Genomic DNA, 17,316 nt, shown 5'->3' on the forward strand with positions numbered 1-17,316 from the left:
GGACTCAGTCTGGAAACCCGTACGTAACGTGTCAAGGCCGTGCCCCGATCGTTTCGGTGGGCCGGCGAACGAACGTCCCCGTGTGCTGCGCGGACGGCACGCCTGCTCACCGTAAGTTTCACCCGGCCCCGATTCCGGCCGCCGCGGGCCTCTCATCTCGATGAATGTTTCATCACCGCACCCCCGCCGGGATGTGCGGCGTCGCGGTGTCGGCGCAGATGACGCGCGACGGGCGGCGGCGAGGCCGGGGCCCCTGGGAGCCACCGCCTTGACGGAGGTCGGCGGCGTCGTATTTGCTCCGCGCACCACCACCTTCAGCACGCGAGGAAGGAGCACGCCACTCCGAGCAGGCACTGTTAGCGCTAACAGACGGGTCTTCCGTTCACCGGCGACGCACCGGCGACCGTGTGCCGCGGGACCCCGGGCGACACCTCCCGCGATCCGGCCCTCACCACGCGCGGAGGCCTCGCCGATATCGACGCCCTCGACGACGTTCCAGAAAGGTGCTCCGTGTGCCGAATAGCAGCGCCATGACGGCCGGCGCATGGCCATTCCGTGCCGGAGCGCGGCCTGCACCCCCGTCCTCGGCAGCGCACCACGCGCCACCCCCGGCCGTCACCCGCGCCCACCGTCCCGTCCCCGTGCCCGGCTGCCCGAGAGAGCCAGGCACAGGGCTGTTAACGCTAACAGATCAGCGTGCTCGCCGCCCTCAGGCAGAACCCGAGCGGGCACCTACGCAGACCACCGTGGCAGCGGCCACATCGGCACCCGAACAGCGCCGACGGCGTGCCGGGTCGAACCGCGCCACGGCCTGACAGGCGGGCGGCCCGCCGAGGCCGGCACCGTGCACGGCGCCGGCGACCACCCCGATTCACCGATCCCTCTGGAGGATTACCGTGCGTCTCACCCGACATCGGCGCCGGCTGGTGGCCGCGCTGGCCACCGTGCTCAGTGTCTTAGGAGTCATGACCGCGGTCTCCGCACAGGCCGCCGCGGGATGCCGGGTCGCCTACACGGTGACCAACGAGTGGGGTGGCGGGTTCGGCGCCAACGTCGAGGTGACCAACCTCGGTGACCCGGTCGACGGCTGGCGGCTCACCTGGTCCTTCACCGCCGGGCAGACCATCTCCCAGCTCTGGAACGGCAGCCACACCCAAAGCGGCGCGCAGGTCACCGTCACCAACGCCTCCTACAACGCCGCCATCCCGACCAGCGGCAGCGTCAGCTTCGGCTTCAACGGCACCTGGACCGGCAGCAACCCGGTCCCGGCGAGCTTCGCCCTGAACGGGACCACCTGCACCGGCTCCACCACCAGCCCGTCCCCGAGCCCGAGCCCGTCGCCGAGCCCCTCGCCGAGCCCGAGCCCGTCGCCCAGCCCGTCCCCGTCGCCGTCTCCCTCGCCGTCACCGTCCCCGTCCGCGGGCCCGTGGCCGCCGTCGTCGACGTACTCCAACCCGGTGCTGTGGCAGGACCTGGCGGACATCGACATCTTCCGGGTGGACGACACCTACTACTACTCGGCCTCGACGATGCACTACTCCCCCGGCGCGCCGATCCTGCGTTCGTACGACATGGTCAACTGGGAGTACGCCGGCCACTCGGTGCCCAAGCTGGACTTCGGCAGCAAGTACGACCTGAACGGCGGCCAGGCCTACATCGACGGCATCTGGGCGTCGTTCCTGAACTACCGCAAGAGCAACAAGACGTTCTACTGGGGCGGTTGCATCGACTTCAGCAAGACCTACATCTACACCGCGAGCGCGGTCGAGGGGCCGTGGAACCGGCACACCACGATCAACAAGTGCTACTACGACGCCGGGCTGCTCGTCGACGACAACGACACGATGTACGTCGCCTACGGCAACACCAGCATCAGCGTGGCCCAGCTCTCGGCGGACGGGAAGTCCGAGGTGCGCTCCCAGCAGGTGTTCCAGACGCCGTCCAACGTCGGCACGCTCGAAGGCTCGCGGTTCTACAAGCGCAACGGCTTCTACTACATCTTCCTCACCAAGCCGGCCAACGGGCAGTACATCCTGAAGTCCTCCAGCCCGTTCGGGCCGTACGAGATGCGCCAGGTGCTGCTGAACATGCCGGGCCCGATCTCCGGGGGCGGCGTGCCGCACCAGGGCGGCCTGGTGCAGACCCAGAACGGCGCCTGGTACTACATGGGCTTCCAGGACGCCTACCCCGGCGGACGGGTGCCGGTGCTGGCCCCGATCAACTGGTCCTCCGACGGCTGGCCCACCGTCCAGACCGTCAACAACGCCTGGGGCGCCTCCTACCCGTACCCGAACGTGCCGCGGCCGCCGCGCCAGGTGAAGCCGCCGACCGGGACCGACACCTTCGCCGGCACCACCCTCGGGCCGGAGTGGGAGTGGAACCACAACCCCGACGACACCAAGTACTCGGTGAACAACGGGCTGCGGCTGCAGACGGCGACCGTCACCAACGACCTGTACAAAGCGCGCAACACGCTGACCCGCCGGATCCAGGGACCGACCTCGACCGGGACGATCGAGCTGGACTACTCGGCCATGCGTGACGGCGACCGGGCGGGCCTCGCGATCCTTCGCGACTCCTCGGCCTGGATCGGCGTCAAACGCGACAACGGGCAGAACCGCGTGGTCATGACCAACGGCCTGAGCATGGACTCCAACTGGAACACCACCGGCACGGGCACCGAGGCCGCGAGCGCCGCGATCTCCGGAGGCAAGATCTGGCTGCGGGCCAACGCCGACATCCGGCCCGGCACCGGCAGACAGGTCCGCTTCTCCTACAGCACCGACGGGACGAACTTCACCACGCTCGGCCCGGCCTTCACCATGGGCAACGCCTGGCAGTTCTTCATGGGCCATCGCTACGCGATCTTCAACTACGCCACCCAGTCGCTGGGCGGCGCGGTGAGCGTGCCGCGGTTCACCATGACCACCCCGTGACGTAACCCGCGCGGCACAGGAGCCGGCCGGGCGCCGTACGGCGCCCGGCCGGCTCTCCCGGCGACACCACGCACCCCGCCCCCGCCCCCACCAGGGCGAGGGCGGTCGTGACACGCCGGGGGACCCGGCCGGCCCGCCCGGTCCCCCGGCGCCACACCCCGCTCACAGCAGTGCGCGGCCCCCCGCGGGGCCGCCGAAGTCCCAGGCGGATTCACGCCCCGATCGGCAATCCTTTTCCCTTTTTCCGCCCATCCCCGCAACCGAGGAGAAGCATGTCCCCCTCACCGCTCAGCCGCCGCCAGCTGTTCCAGGCCGCCGGCGTCGCCGTCGCCGCCTCCGCCGTCGGCCAGATCGCCACCACCAGCCCGGCCGGCGCCGCGACCTCCACCTCCGCGGCCGCAGCGGCCGTGGTCCCCCCGGCCCGCACCGACATCGGCGTGTCGGCGTACGCGTTCGAGCACGGCCAGGTGCGGCTGACCTCCAGCCGGTGGATGGACAACCAGAACCGGACGCTGTCGTACCTGCGGGACGTGGACGTCAACCGGCTGCTGTACGTCTTCCGGTCCAACCACCGGCTGTCCACCGCCGGCGCGGCCTCCAACGGCGGGTGGGACGCGCCCTCGTTCCCGTTCCGCAGCCACATGCAGGGGCACTTCCTCACCGCGTGGTCCCAGGCCTACGCCGTGCTCGGCGACACCACCTGCCGGGACAAGGCGACCTACATGGTCGCCGAGCTGGCCAAGTGCCAGGCGAACAACGGCGCCGCCGGCTTCAACACCGGCTACCTGTGCGGCTTCCCCGAGTCCGACTTCTCCGCCCTGGAAGCCCGCACGCTCAGCAACGGCAACGTGCCGTACTACGTCATCCACAAGATCATGACCGGCCTGCTCGACGCGTGGCGCTACATCGGCAGCACCCAGGCCAAGGACGTGCTCCTCGCGCTCGCCGGCTGGGTGGACTGGCGGACGAGCAGGCTGTCGTCCAGCCAGATGCAGTCGATGCTCGGCACCGAGTTCGGCGGCATGAACGCCGTGCTGACCGACATCTACCAGCAGACCGGCGACGGGCGCTGGCTCACCGCGGCGCAGCGGTTCGACCACGCCGCCGTGTTCAACCCGCTGGCGTCGAATCAGGACCAGCTCAACGGCCTGCACGCCAACACGCAGGTGCCCAAGTGGATCGGCGCGGCGCGCGAGTACAAGGCCACCGGCACGACCCGCTACCGCGACATCGCCACCAACGCCTGGAACATCACCGTCGGCGCGCACACCTACGCCATCGGCGGCAACAGCCAGGCCGAGCACTTCCGGGCGCCCAACGCGATCGCCGGATACCTCAGCAACGACACCTGCGAACACTGCAACACCGTCAACATGCTGAATTTGACCCGGGAGCTGTGGCTGCTCAACCCCGACCGGGTGGCGTACGTGGACTTCTACGAGCAGGCGCTGCTCAACCACGTCATCGGCGCGCAGAACCCCTCGGACGGCCACGGGCACATCACCTACTTCACCCCGCTCAAGCCGGGTGGCCGCCGCGGTGTGGGCCCGGCGTGGGGCGGCGGCACGTGGAGCACCGACTACAACTCGTTCTGGTGCTGCCAGGGCACGGGGGTGGAGGTCAACACGAGGCTGATGGACTCCATCTACTTCTACAACGACACCACGCTGACGGTGAACCTGTTCATGCCGTCGGTGCTGAACTGGACCCAGCGCGGCATCACCGTCACCCAGACCACGACCTACCCGGCGAGCGACACCACCACCCTGCAGGTCACCGGCAACGCCGCGGGCAACTGGACCATGCGCGTGCGCATCCCGAGCTGGACCACCGGCGCCACCATCAGCGTCAACGGCACCCAGCAGAGCGTGACCACCACCCCCGGCAGCTACGCCGCCCTCACGCGCACCTGGGCCGCCGGCGACACCGTGACCGTCCGGCTGCCCATGCGGGTGGTCATGAAGGCCGCCAACGACAACCAGAACGTGGCGGCGATCACCTACGGGCCGGTCGTGCTGTCCGGCAACTACGGCAACACCAGCCTGTCCGCGCTGCCCAGCCTCAACACCGGCTCGATCACCCGCACCAGCACCACCGCACTCACCTTCACCGCGACCGCCAACGGCTCCACCGTCAACCTCATCCCGTTCTACGACGCTCACGGGCACAACTACACCGTCTACTGGAGCACCACCGGCGGCGGCACCGGGACGGGAAGCCACCGGCTGATCAACGCGGCCAGCGGGCTGGCGCTCGGCATCCAGAACATGTCCACCGCCGACGGCGGCCTCGCGCTGCAGTGGACCGACAACGGCACCGCCGACCACAACTGGGTGATGGTCACCGACGGGGACGCCGTGAAGCTCCGCAACGTCAACAGCGGCAAGGTGCTGGGCGTGGAGAACATGTCCACCTCCGACGGCGCCCGCGTCCTGCAGTGGTCCGACAACGGCACCGCCGACCACCGATGGGTCATGGTCAACAACGGCGACGGAACGTACAAGATCCGCAACGTGAACAGCGGCAAGCTGCTCGCCATCCAGAACAACTCCACCGCCAACGGCGCCCAGGCCGTCCAGGACTCCGACAACGGCACCGCCGACAACCGGTGGCGGCTGGTCGCCAACGGCTAGCACCCGCCGGCGAGCGCGAAACCGCTCGCCTGGGTGAAAGGGCACCGTCCCGGGGACGACACCGAGCGCCGGGCCGCATTGGCGGCCCGGCGCTCGGTGTCCCGGACGACGTCCGGCGGGGAAGGCCCCGGCCGCCGGCGGGTGCCGGCGGCCGGGGCGGGGGTCAGCGGACGCCGATGGTGCGGCTGCCCAGGACCTTGGGCGCGGTCGCCGGGGTACCGGTGACCGGCCAGTGGGCCAGGGCGGTGGTGGGCGACGAGGCCCGCTGGATCAGGTACGACGTGCCGGCCTGCGCCGGCACGGCGATGGTCGCCCCGGTCTGGTTGCTCAGCACGGTGCCGCCGGAGCCGTCGACGACCGTGACGTTCTGGCCCGGCCACGGGTTGCGCACGGTGATGGTGCCGTTCGCCCCGGCCTGGACCGCGACGGTGACCAGGTTCCCGTTGCGGATCTGGACGTAGGCCTTGCCCTTGTGCTGGATGTACGCCGTGCCGTCGGCGTCCCAGCCGCTCGGCCAGCCCGGTGCGATCCGCACCGTGCCGTCGTAGCTCTGTACCAGGGCCTCACCGATCGACGCGGCGGTCACCCCCATCTGCTCCAGGTACGGGTTGGTCGTCTTGGAGACGTCCCAGCTGGCGAACCCGTTGGGGAAGACCTGGTACTTGTTGACGTTGGCGATCAGCGCGGTCCGCATGTCGGCGCCGAGGCCCAGCCGGGCCGCGTGCAGCGCGTCGTAGCTCCAGTCGGTCTCGGTCTTGTAGCTGCGGTGGCTGAAGGTGCGCTTGGCCAGGTCGGACTGGTTGCCGGTGTCCCCGATCAGGTTGTAGGGCCACACCGCCTCCAGGCCGAGGTTCTCCACGTTGTGCTTGGCGGCCGTCGGCTGCGCGGACAGGGCGATCATGTCGTTGCCGGCCGCGTCGCTGGACGGGGTGAGCACCTGGGTCTGGCCGAAGTCGGTACGGGGCAGCGGCCGGATCTTCGGGATCGCCGCCTGCAGCCGGCTCACCAGGTCGGAGTCGAGGCCGAGGGTCTGGGCCGCCGACACCGTGACCGGGAAGAGCGCCTGCATCGCGGCCACGTCGGTGACCGGGTCGTTGACCGCCCACTGGGTCTCGTGGGCGTTGGAGGTGGTGTGCAGCAGGCCGTCGGAGCCGGTCTTGGCGTGCGACAGCAGGAACTTCGCCGAGTCCCGCATGATCGGGTAGTTCGCCGACAGGAACGCCCGGTCGTCGGTGGCCAGGTAGGTCTGCCAGATCCACAGCCCGATCTCGGCGCCGGTGGTGACGGTCTGGGAGTTGTACGACGGGGCGATGCGCGACTCGCAGGACTCGTTGCCCGAGTACCAGGTGCCGTTGCCGTTGAACCGCATCGTCTCGGGCACGCAGATGCCCTCGTGTCCCGGATAGTGCGTGGTGGTCCAGGCCGTGATGTTGCTCAGGTTGGTGCGATAGAGGGTGAACATCGGCGCGTTCAGGGAGAAGGCACCGGCCGCGAGGTTGGCCTGGATCATCATCCGCAGGTTCCAGAACCAGTACCCCGCCGGGTACCACGGCTGGGTGTCCTGGCCGACGTTGAACAGGTTGGCCTCGCCGGCCTGGGTGCCCGGGAGGGTGTCGCGGTTACCGGCGGCGATGGCGAACTGGTACAGCGTCCGCATGTTCTCGAAGTACTCACCGGACCCGTCGGCGGACGTGATCTTGATCAGGCCGGTCGAGTTCCAGTAGTCGTGCCACCACGACAGGGTGCTCGCGGCCAGGTCGGCCGAGCCGCGGGTCAGGTCACCGCCCAGCAGGGTGGTCGCGGTGGTCAGGGCGCTGCCACCGGTCCAGCCCGGGGACACCACGATGACCCGGAACGACCCGTCGGTGTTGGGCTGGAAGCTCACCTGCGCCGTCCGCGAGTCCGGGTTGGTCGCCCGTACGTTGCGTCCGCCCGCGCTGACGCCCGCCATCGACCCGAACGTCCGGCCGGAGCCCCCGGTGCCGCCGTCGGTCCAGGTCTCGGAGAGCGTCGCCACCGAGCCGGACGCCTCCGCCCGCGGGTTGCGCGGGCTCCACAGCTTGACCTGCGCGGTCTGCGCACTGTTGGGGTCGGCGCCGGTGACGTCCACGACCAGTTGCGCGGTGTCGGCCCGCACGTACGCCTTGAGCGTCATGCCGCCGCCGGACTCGTACAGCGTCCCGTCGTACAGGTCCATGTAGCCCTTGAAGTCCGAGGCGCCGGTCAACCGGCTCAGACCGGGGATGAACACCTGTCCCGGCGACTTGCGGTCGGGGAAGGTGTCGTTGCGGTTCAGTTGCGCGGTGAACCCGTTCGCGCCCCACGCCGCCACGCCCAGCGTGCCGTTGCCCAGCGGAGCGAACTGGGTCGCGCTGGTGTTGGCCCGGTTGAACACGATATTCGACCGGCGCACCACGTTCGGGGTGTCCACCACGAACCGGCCCGCCTGCCACGCCGTCGTGGTGGCGCCCGGCGACGGGGACGTGCTCGGCGAGGGGCTCGGCGACGGACTGGGTGAAGGACTCGGCGAGGGTGAGGGACTGGGCGAGGGTGAGGGACTGGGCGACGGGGACGGAGACGGGCTGGGGGACGGCGAGGGGTTCACCGTGCCGTCACACGTGGTGCCGTTGAGCGCGAAGCTCGCCGGGGCCGGGTTGGCGCCGGTCCAGGTGCCGTTGAACCCGAAGCTGACGCTGCCGCTGGTCGGGATGGCGGCGTTGTAGGAGGCGTTGGTGACGGTGACCTGCGCGCCGCTTTGGGTGTGGCTGCCGTTCCAGAGCTGGGAGATGATCTGCCCGGCGGTGAAGGACCAGGTGAGCCGCCAGCCGTCGACCGGGTCACCGAGGTTGTCGATGACGACGTTGGCGCCGAAGCCGCCCTCCCACTGGTTGGTCACCGTGTAGGTGACCCGGCAGGCAGTGGCCGCGTGCGCGGACGAGATCGGGGTGAGGGCGATGGCGACGGTGGCCACGATGGCGGTGATGGCCGCCAGGGCCGGCCGTAGCCGATGGGGGATGACTCGCATCTGACTTCCTCGGGGAGTGGTGGACGGTCGCGAGAAGACCTGGAGCCGGTGCGGCCTCCTGCGGCACAGGTGGCCTGCGGGCGGACGCCGCGAAGGCACGGCGGCGCGGCCTGCGGCTTCCCGCTCCGCTCGGTCGCACGGGGCGATCGACGTACTCGGTGGTGCCACGGCCGATGCGGAGGGAAAGCGGTTGTTAGCGCTAACAGCCCCGTCCGCCGGACGACCGCGTCCGATCGCGCGGACGGAGATGGGAGCACCGTCCGCGAAGCCAACCCGACCGGGTGCGGCACGTCAACGAACCGGCCGCCGCTCCCCCGGCACGGTGGCCGGAGCCGCAGGTCCGACCTGCGCTTTCCGGCCGGCCGGCGCGGGTTCGCCCGCCCACCGGGCCTGCAAATTTCAGCCTGGATACGGCGTTTTTTCCGGATGAAAGTGCCGCCGAACAATGGGTGAACCGCCAGGCCGTGCACGACGATTACCGGGAAAAGCGCAGGTGCCGGCCCAAGTGAGCGCGGCCGGTCGCGTAGCCGGCACCGGAAAAAATTTCCGGTGCTTTCCGCGCACTTCCGCCTTCGCCCATCCACGGTGTTCCGCAAGCCCTGCGCGGGCCGAGGTTCGCCCGGTGCCGAGCGGCGCTCCTAAACTACGGTCATGACCGCTTTGGGGGAGTCATCCGTGCCCGGCGCCGAGCCGCTGACCATCGCGGAGCTCGCCGAGCTCGCCGGGGTGTCCAAGGCCACGGTCTCCAAGGTGGTGAACGGGCGGTCCGCCGTCGCGCCCGGCACCCGCTCTCTGGTCGAGGGCCTCATCCGTGAGCACGGCTATCGCCGGCAGCGACGCCGGGGCAACCCGTCCGCCCTGCTGGAGGTGATCTTCCATGAGCTCGCCGGCGACTACCCTACGGAGATCATCAAGGGGGTCGGCCAGGTGGCGCGCGAGCACCACCTGGCGGTGTCGGTCTCCGAGCTGCCCGGCGGCGCCGGCGCCGGCGACTGGCTGGAGGACGTGCTCACCCGCCGTCCGGCCGGGGTCATCGCGGTCTTCTCCAGCCTGACCGACGTCCAGCACGACCGGCTCGCCACGCGCGGCGTCCCCCTCGTCCTGCTGGACCCGATGGGCGATCCGGCCCACCCGGTGCCCTCGGTGGGCGCCGGCAACTGGAACGGCGGGCTGGCGGCCACCCACCACCTGCTCGCGCTCGGGCACCGGCGCATCGCCGTCATCACCGGCCCCGCCCGCGCGCTGTCCAGCCGCGCCCGGCTCGACGGCTACCGCGCGGCGCTGGACACCGCCGGCGTCCCGGTCGACCCCGAGCTGATCTGCCAGGGCGACTTCCAGATCGAGGACGGCGTGACCCACACCCACCGGCTGCTGAGCCTGCCCGATCCGCCCACCGCCATCTTCACCTGCAACGACGGCCAGGCCGTGGGCGTCTACCGCGCGGTCTACGAGCTCGGGCTGCGCATCCCGGACGACCTGAGCGTCGTCGGCTTCGACGACATGCCGCCGACGCGGTGGGCGATCCCGCCGCTGACCACGGTCCGCCAGCCGCTCACCGAGATGGCCGCGACCGCTGCCGACATGCTGATGACGCTCGCGGGAGGCGAGCCGCTCGTGCGCAACCGCATCGAGTTCGCCACCGATCTGGTCGTACGCGAGAGCACCGCGCCGCCCAAGCGCTGAGCGGGTGCGCCCGGCGGCTCGGGCGTTCCCCCGCGCGGCGGCGCCGGCTCGTCCTGCCCGGCCGACAGGGCGGGACGACCCGGCGCGCCGTCACGCCTCGGCGGCGCCGTCCCGCCCTTCGTAGTCGAACCAGTCGAAGGCCGCGTCGCCCTCGGTGACGTACATGCCGGCCACCCGCCCGGTGAACCCGGTGGCGACCTCGGTGGACAGGTAGCGCCCGTCGAGTTCGGCCAGGACCACCCGCTCGCCGGTCTCCACGCCCAGGGAGACCGTGTCCGGTCCGTGCGGCCCCACGCCGAGCGGTCCGGCGTCCACCTGGCCGGCCGCGGTGACCGTCGGCGGCAGGATGCCGGTGGTGCGAACGTCGATGAACAGCGTGAGCGGCCCGGGCGGCACCGGGCACCGCGCCACGACCTGGCGCAGCGGGCCGATCCTCGCGATCGCCGACGCCTCTCCCTGGTACACCTCGATGTCGTAGTGGTGGGCCTCGTCGAGGCGCAGGGTGAGCCCGGCGCGGGCCGCGCCGGGGTCGAGCCGCGCGCTGAACCGGCAGTCGTGGTGCTGCTGACGCCGCCCGACGAACGTGTGGCCCGGCCGGTCGAGTGTCGGGCCGGTGGCGTGCAGGGTCAGCCGGCCGGGCCGCTCGCTCAGCGACCAGGCGCCCTCCGGGCGGTCGCGCAGGGAGATCCAGCCCGGCGCGAGCACCGGGCCGTCGAAGTCGTCGCGGACCGGGGGCGGCGGCAGCGGGTGCCAGGCGGCCGGCGCGGGATGTTCGTCCTCGACCGGCCCGACGACCGGCCAGCCGTCCTCCCAGGTCACCGGGGCGAGGAACGTCTCGCGGCCGAGCACCTGGAACTCCGGCGAGAAGCCGCGCGCACGGACGGCCAGCATGATCATCCACCAGGTGCCGTCGGGCGCGGAGACCAGGTCGGCGTGCCCGGTGCTCTGGATGCGCCGGTCGGTGCCGCGGTGGGTGAGGATCGGGTTGCCGGGGGCGGGCTCGTACGGGCCGCGCGGCGAGCGGGCGCGGGCCACGGAGATGGCGTGCGCGCGTTCGGTGCCGCCCTCGGACAGCAGCAGGTACCACCACTCGCCGATGCGGTAGAAGTGCGGCGCCTCCGGGTATCTGCCGCCGGTGCCCGACCACATGCGCACGGGACCTTCCAGGACCTCGCCGGTGGCCGGGTCGATGCGGGACAGCCGGGTCCCGGAGGTGGAGCACCAGCAGGTGCCGTCCTGTTCCCAGGCGAGGTCGGGGTCGACGCCGGGCAGGTCGATCCAGACCGGGTCCGACCAGGGGCCCTCCGGGCGTTCGGCCGTCACCAGGAAGTTGCGCCGCTCGTCGCCGCTCATGTTCGTGGTGATCACGTAGAACAGGCCGTCGTGGTGCCGGATCGTCGGCGCGTAGATGCCGCGGGAGGCGAGCGCCTCGGGGGGCAGGCGGAGCTGGGAGGGCCGGTCCAGCACGTTGCCGATCTGCCGCCAGTGCACCAGGTCACGGCTGTGGAAGATGGGCACCCCGGGGAAGTACTCGAAGCTGGAGCACACGAGGTAGTAGTCCTCCCCCACCCGGCAGACGCTCGGGTCGGGGTGGAATCCAGGGAGCACCGGGTTGCGGTAGGTCCGCACGTTGGGGAGGTCCTTTCTGCCGGGTTCGTTGCCGTCAGCGCCGGGCGGCTCAGCCTTTGAAGGCGCCGTCCATGATCCCGGCCACCATGCGGCGTCCGACGAAGGCGAACAGGACGAGCAGGGGAAGGGTGGCCAGGAAGGAGCCGGACATCGCGAGCCCGAGGTCGATGTTGAAGCTGTTCTGCAGGGCCTTGATCGCGATCTGCACGGTGTACATCTCCGGCGACTTCAGCACCACGAACGGCCACAGGAAGTCGTTCCAGGCCGTGACGAAGCCCAGCAGCCCGAGCACGAAGGCGGCGGGACGCACCAGCGGGAACACGATGCGCCAGAAGATCTGCCAGGTGGAGGCGCCGTCGATGCGGGCCGCCTGCAGGATCTCGTCACTGATGGCCGAGGAGATGTGCTGACGCATCCAGAAGATCCCGAACGCGTTGGCCAGGCCGGGAACGATCAGCGCCTGCAGCGTGTCGGTCCAGTTCAGCCAGGAGACGATCATGTACTGCGGCACGATGGCGAGCTGTGTCGGCACGGTCATGGTGAGGACGACGACCAGGAGCAGCACGTCCCGTCCGCGGAAGCGCAGTTTGGCGAACGCGAAGCCGGCCAGCGCGCACAGCACCGCCTGGCCCGCGCCGATCACCCCGGCGACGATCAGGCTGTTGATGATCGACTGCACGAAGGGCACGGTCGAGAAGACCAGGCCGGCCAGACGGAAGAAGTTGCCGCCCGGCAGGATCTCGGGAGGCAGCCGCGTCGCCGTCGCCGTGTCGGTCGTGGCGACGACGAACATCCAGTAGAGCGGGAACAGGCAGGTGAACGCGGCCAGGATCAGCAGCGCGTAGGTCCACCAGCGGACGCGGTCGCCGGACCGCCGCCTGGTCGTCGTGGTGGTCGTGGTCGTCATGGTCGCTCCGCTCATGGCCGTTCCGGGCGGATCCGGGTGGACAGGAAGTAGTTGATCCCGGCGAGGACGACGACCATCACGAACAGCGCCACGCCGATCGCCGAGCCGTAGCCGAACCTGAACTGGCCGAAGGCCTGCTCGTACAGGAAGAAGGTCAGCGTCTGGCACTGCCGCACCGGACCGCAGGTCTGGGTGCCCTTGGAGATGAGCAGGGGCTCGGTGAAGATCTGCAGGCCGTAGATCGTCGACGTCACGACGGTGAACACGATGACCGGCCGCAGCGACGGGAGGGAGATGTGCACGAACTGCCGCCAGTTGCCGGCGCCGTCGACCGCGGCCGCCTCGTAGATCCCCCGGGGGACCGCCTGCAGGGAGGCGAGGTAGAGCAGCGTCGTGTAGCCGAACCACCGCCAGGTGACCATGACGGCGATCAGCACGTGGCTGCCCCACACCGACTGGATGAAGTCGATGGGCCCGATGCCCGCCAGGCCGAGCAGCCAGTTGAGCAGCCCGTAGTCGCGGTCGAACATCTGGGAGAACACGATCGCGGTGGCGGCGACCGAGGTGATGTACGGCACCAGCATCGACATGCGGAACAGCAGCGCGAAGCGCAGCCGGACGTGGTTGAGCAGGTGCGCCAGCAGGAGCGCGCCGAGCAGTTGCGGCACGGTGGACAGCAGCCAGATGCTCAGGGTGTTGCGCGCCGCGTTCCAGAACCGGGCGTCGGCCAGCAGGCGGGCGAAGTTGTCCAGCCCGATGAACAGGTGGTCGCCGATCGGGTTCCAGTCGTACAGCGCAACGTAGAAGGTGAACAGCAGGGGGAGGAGGCCGAACACCGCGAAGATCACGAAGAACGGGGCGATGTAGGCGTAGGGGGCCACGATCTCGGTGAGGCTCCGCCGCGGCCTCCCGACCGGTGCGGGCGGGGCAAGGGGTGCCCGGGCGGGGCTGATACTCGTCGTCACGCTTCTCGTCGCTTCCCCGCCGGCGGCGCCGGGCCCTCGCGGGCCGCCCGCGCGCCGCCGGCGCTCGTGGCAGGAGGTCCTAGCCGCCGATCGCGGTCTTGATGTTGGCCAGCGCCGCGTCCCACGCCTTGGCGGGGTCGCCCTTGCCCTGCTCGACGTTGGTGATGGCGTTGAGGAACTCCGTGCCGATCGCGACGCTGTCCGGCCCGATGAGGAACGGCTTGAGGCCGAGCAGGGAGTCGGTGTAGATCGTGCCGATCGGGGCGTCGGAGAAGAACGGGTCCTTCACCGAGGTCAGCTTCGGGTCCTTGTACACCGACGGGGTCGGCGGCAGCGATCCGGCGTCGAGGAAGTGCTCGAGCAGGCCCTGCGGCGACAGGTTCGTGGCGATGTAGTCCCAGGCGGCCTTGGGGTTCTTGGCGCGCGCCGGGATGGCGAGGTAGCTGCCGCCCCAGTTGCCCGCCCCGCCGGGGATCGTGGCGATGTCCCACTTGCCCTTGGTGTCCGGGGCGTTGTCGCGGATGGAGCCGAGCATCCAGGAGGGCGCGGCGACGGCGGCGTAGTCGCCCTTCTTCATGGCGGCGCTCCAGCCGTCGGTGAACGAGCTCTGCTTGGCGGTGATCCCGGCGGTCACGGCCTTGATCCCCAGGTCGAAGGCGAGCTTGACCTGCGGGCTGCGGTCGTACACCGCATTGCCGGCCGGGTCGTAGTACTTCTCCGACCCCTGGTTCACCACCTGGGAGAAGACGCCCGTCGCGGCGTTGTCGATGAACGCCTTGTCGGTGGCCGCGGTGTACTTCTTGCCGGTCTCGATGAAGGCGTCCCAGGTGGGCCAGAGCTTGGCCACCTCCTCGCGGTCGGTCGGCAGCCCGGCGGCCTTGAACAGGTCGGTCCGGTAGGCGATCGCCATGCCGCCCACGTCGGTGGGGATGCCGATGATCGTGCCGTCCTTGGTCACCGCCTGGCTGATCACCCAGTCCAGGTAGTCGCCCTTCATCTTGTCGGCGCCCAGTGTGCGAAGGTCGACGAAGTTCTGCGGCTGCTGCACGAACTTGGGCAGGTCGTCGCCCTGGATGAGCACCAGGTCGGGCACCTTGCCGCCGGCGAGCGCGGTGGTGAGCGCCTGCGCCGTCTCCTGCGCGTTCCCCACCTCGGTCAGCTTGACCTGGACGTCCGGCTTCTTCTGCTGGTACTGGGTGACGGACTGCTTCTGGTTGATCCCGGTGAACGACCAGAACTCGAAGGACTTGCCGTCGGAGCCGGCGGAGGACGTGCCGCCCGACGTGCCGGAACAAGCTGCCATGGTGAGAGCCGCGGCCACGGCGACCGCGACCGTTGAGACGTTGCGGAATTTCACGGCGACCTCTTTCACCTGCTGTGATCGGGGGCGGGGTCAGCGCGGCGCGACGGATGGACGCGGAAGGCCGGAGCCGCGTTGCATGTTGCGCTCCTTACGTTTCGGTCACGGACCGACCGAAATCCGGCTTATGGCTGCACGGCGAAGCCGGGTTCCCGTGCCGAGGGGCACCGGCCACGGCCTCGGCCGCGGCGCCGACCTGGCATTTCGAGAGCCAGAGCTCTCATTTAGGCGTGGTGAGGCAGAAACGTTTTGAGCACCAGGCCGATCGTTAACTCGGGACACTAGGTCGGAGACAACGAGCCCGTCAATAATCCAACAGCAATGTCTCCGAAACAATCGGGCTACGATTGCAACTTTCGGAGTTACACTGCCAGCATGTCCGCGACGACAGAGCCGTCCTCCCCCGCAGACCCGCCCCAGGCGCTCACCATCGCGCAGATCGCCGAGCTGGCCGGAGTGTCCACGGCCACGGTCTCCAAGGTCGTCAACGGCCGCACCCAGGTCGCCCCCGAGACGCGCACCCTGGTCGAAGGGCTCATCCGCAGGCACGGATACCGGCGGCAGAAGCGGCGGCCGAGCCCGGCCCCCCTCATCGAGCTGGCCTTCCACGAACTGGAGGGCACGCACGCCATGGACGTCATCAAGGGCGTCGAGCGCGTGGCGCGCGAGCACCGCCTGGGTGTCGTGCTCTCGGCGACCGAGGGCAGGCGCGCCCCGTCCCGCGGCTGGATCGAGGACGTGCTGAGCCGCAGGCCCACCGGGGTGATCTCCATCTTCTCCCAGCTCACCGACACCCAGTGCGCGCAGTTGCACGCCCGCGGCATCCCCCTGGTGCTGGTCGACCCGAGCGGCGACCCGCGCCACCAGGTGCCGTCGGTCGGCGCGGGGAACTGGTCGGGCGGCCTGTCGGCCACGCGCCATCTCCTCGACCTCGGGCACCAGCGCATCGCCATCATCACCGGCCCCGCCCGGGCCCTGTCCAGCCGGGCGCGACTGGACGGCTACCGGGCCGCGATGGACGCCGCCGGGGTGCCCGTCGACCCGGCCCTCGTCCTGGAGGGCGACTTCAGCGTGCTCGGCGGCCTGGTGCACGCCCGCCGTCTCCTCGCGCTGCCCGAGCCGCCGACCGCCGTCTTCACCTCGAACGACGCCCAGGCCGTGGGCGTCTACCACGCCGCCTTCGAGGCCGGGGCGCGCATTCCGCACGATCTGAGCGTGGTCGGCTTCGACGACATGCCGATGGCCCAGTGGCTGGTCCCGCCGCTCACCACGATCCGCCAGCCGCTCACCGACATGGCCGCGGCCGCCACCGGCATGCTGGTCACCCTGGCGCAGGGCGGGCTGCTCCCGCAGAGCCGCATGGAACTCACCACCAGCCTGGTTCTCCGGCAGAGCACCGCGCCGCCGGCCGGCTAAAGATTTCGGACCCGCGGCCGGAGGATTACCGAAACCTTCGCATCCTCCAGAGAAGCCGGCAGAACAGGCGCACGGGACGGCCGATCGGCGGAGATGGCCGTTTCGGGCACCGTGGGCGGCGACCTGAAATTTTCAGATCGAGACCGAGCGATTTCCGTGGCCCGATTCCGGCACCCCGGCCGCCGGACGCCGCATCGCGTGCTCGCCTTCCCGCGCGCTCCGGCGGGGGGACGACTCGACGGCCACCTTCGCCGGGCAGCGCCGGGCGATGGCCCTCACCTGCGCCGAAACCGGAACCGCTCCCGGACCGGGCCACCTGGCACGCGGATGGGAGGCGACCGAAAACGGGTCCGTTGACGATGATCGCCGCGCCGCAGCGGCCGCCGGCGACCGCTGGAGCCGGGACCGCCACCGCCGGGCCATCGTTGACTTCATCGCGATCACCGATCAGGATCGGCTCGTAATCTTCGCGACACGGACGGGAAACGTTCGTGGACGAGCGGCGCCGCTCATCGCGCGAGGGGCCGGCCCCACGCGCGCCATGAGCCGTCGCACCGGCGCCGAGCCGATCGGCGTCCCGGGGGCATGGATGGAAAACGCTCCTGAGTCAAGGCGGTACGCAGTGTTAGCGCTAACAAAATACCCGTACATCACACCTCTCCTGCCAGGCCTCAAGCTCGGCAGCGCTCACATCGAAGGCGCGCCGGACCCCACTCCGTCATGAGTCGTCCCCCCTGGAAAAACGGAGGAGCGCGAGGTCTC

The 17,316-nt window shown here is 70.3% G+C and carries 9 protein-coding genes; 4 read left to right on the forward strand and 5 right to left on the reverse strand.

Annotation, left to right across the window (positions count from 1 at the left end; translation table 11 throughout):
• Positions 1–896: 896 nt before the first annotated feature.
• Positions 897–2,936, forward strand: coding sequence for a family 43 glycosylhydrolase (locus IEY93_RS34710; protein ID WP_203969070.1), 2,040 nt, complete (start codon positions 897–899; stop codon positions 2,934–2,936).
• A gap of 272 nt (positions 2,937–3,208) precedes the next feature.
• Positions 3,209–5,569, forward strand: a complete 2,361-nt coding sequence (locus IEY93_RS39475) for a beta-L-arabinofuranosidase domain-containing protein (RefSeq protein WP_189167416.1) — start codon at positions 3,209–3,211, stop codon at positions 5,567–5,569.
• Positions 5,570–5,732: 163 nt separating this feature from the next.
• Here the strand turns inward: IEY93_RS39475 and IEY93_RS34720 are convergent, their stop codons facing one another.
• Complete coding sequence (locus IEY93_RS34720) at positions 5,733–8,594, reverse strand: cellulose-binding domain-containing protein (protein WP_189167417.1); 2,862 nt, start codon at positions 8,592–8,594, stop codon at positions 5,733–5,735.
• 651 nt (positions 8,595–9,245) lie between these two features.
• On the opposite strand from IEY93_RS34720, the gene IEY93_RS34725 reads away from it, so the two are divergent.
• On the forward strand, positions 9,246–10,277 hold the full coding sequence (locus tag IEY93_RS34725) for a LacI family DNA-binding transcriptional regulator (protein WP_189167418.1): 1,032 nt from the start codon (positions 9,246–9,248) through the stop codon (positions 10,275–10,277).
• A 90-nt stretch (positions 10,278–10,367) separates the two neighbouring features.
• Here the strand turns inward: IEY93_RS34725 and IEY93_RS34730 are convergent, their stop codons facing one another.
• From IEY93_RS34730 to IEY93_RS34745, 4 genes are all read right to left on the reverse strand, one after another.
• Positions 10,368–11,906, reverse strand: coding sequence for a glycoside hydrolase family 43 protein (locus IEY93_RS34730; RefSeq protein ID WP_189167419.1), 1,539 nt, complete (start codon positions 11,904–11,906; stop codon positions 10,368–10,370).
• A 49-nt stretch (positions 11,907–11,955) separates the two neighbouring features.
• A complete protein-coding gene (locus IEY93_RS34735) occupies positions 11,956–12,813 on the reverse strand; it encodes a carbohydrate ABC transporter permease (RefSeq protein WP_203969066.1) in 858 nt (285 codons plus the stop codon).
• A gap of 11 nt (positions 12,814–12,824) precedes the next feature.
• On the reverse strand, positions 12,825–13,778 hold the full coding sequence (locus tag IEY93_RS34740; protein WP_189167421.1) for a carbohydrate ABC transporter permease: 954 nt from the start codon (positions 13,776–13,778) through the stop codon (positions 12,825–12,827).
• A gap of 79 nt (positions 13,779–13,857) precedes the next feature.
• The gene (locus IEY93_RS34745; protein WP_189167422.1) at positions 13,858–15,135 is read right to left on the reverse strand and encodes an ABC transporter substrate-binding protein; all 1,278 of its coding nucleotides are present in this window, start codon (positions 15,133–15,135) and stop codon (positions 13,858–13,860) included.
• A 378-nt stretch (positions 15,136–15,513) separates the two neighbouring features.
• Between IEY93_RS34745 and IEY93_RS34750 the strand changes: the two genes are divergently transcribed.
• Positions 15,514–16,554, forward strand: coding sequence for a LacI family DNA-binding transcriptional regulator (locus tag IEY93_RS34750; protein ID WP_189167423.1), 1,041 nt, complete (start codon positions 15,514–15,516; stop codon positions 16,552–16,554).
• Positions 16,555–17,316 lie beyond the last annotated feature (762 nt).

The organism is Sphaerisporangium melleum, assembly GCF_014646695.1.
Lineage (GTDB): Bacteria > Actinomycetota > Actinomycetes > Streptosporangiales > Streptosporangiaceae > Sphaerisporangium > Sphaerisporangium melleum.

Coding starts and splice junctions, on each gene's coding strand:
- IEY93_RS39475 (WP_189167416.1), top strand. CDS start 3,209: ATGTCCCCCTCACCGCTCAGCCGCCGCCAGCTGTTCCAGGCCGCCGGC.
- IEY93_RS34720 (WP_189167417.1), bottom strand. CDS start 8,594: ATGCGAGTCATCCCCCATCGGCTACGGCCGGCCCTGGCGGCCATCACC.
- IEY93_RS34725 (WP_189167418.1), top strand. CDS start 9,246: ATGACCGCTTTGGGGGAGTCATCCGTGCCCGGCGCCGAGCCGCTGACC.
- IEY93_RS34735 (WP_203969066.1), bottom strand. CDS start 12,813: ATGACGACCACGACCACCACGACGACCAGGCGGCGGTCCGGCGACCGC.
- IEY93_RS34750 (WP_189167423.1), top strand. CDS start 15,514: ATGTCCGCGACGACAGAGCCGTCCTCCCCCGCAGACCCGCCCCAGGCG.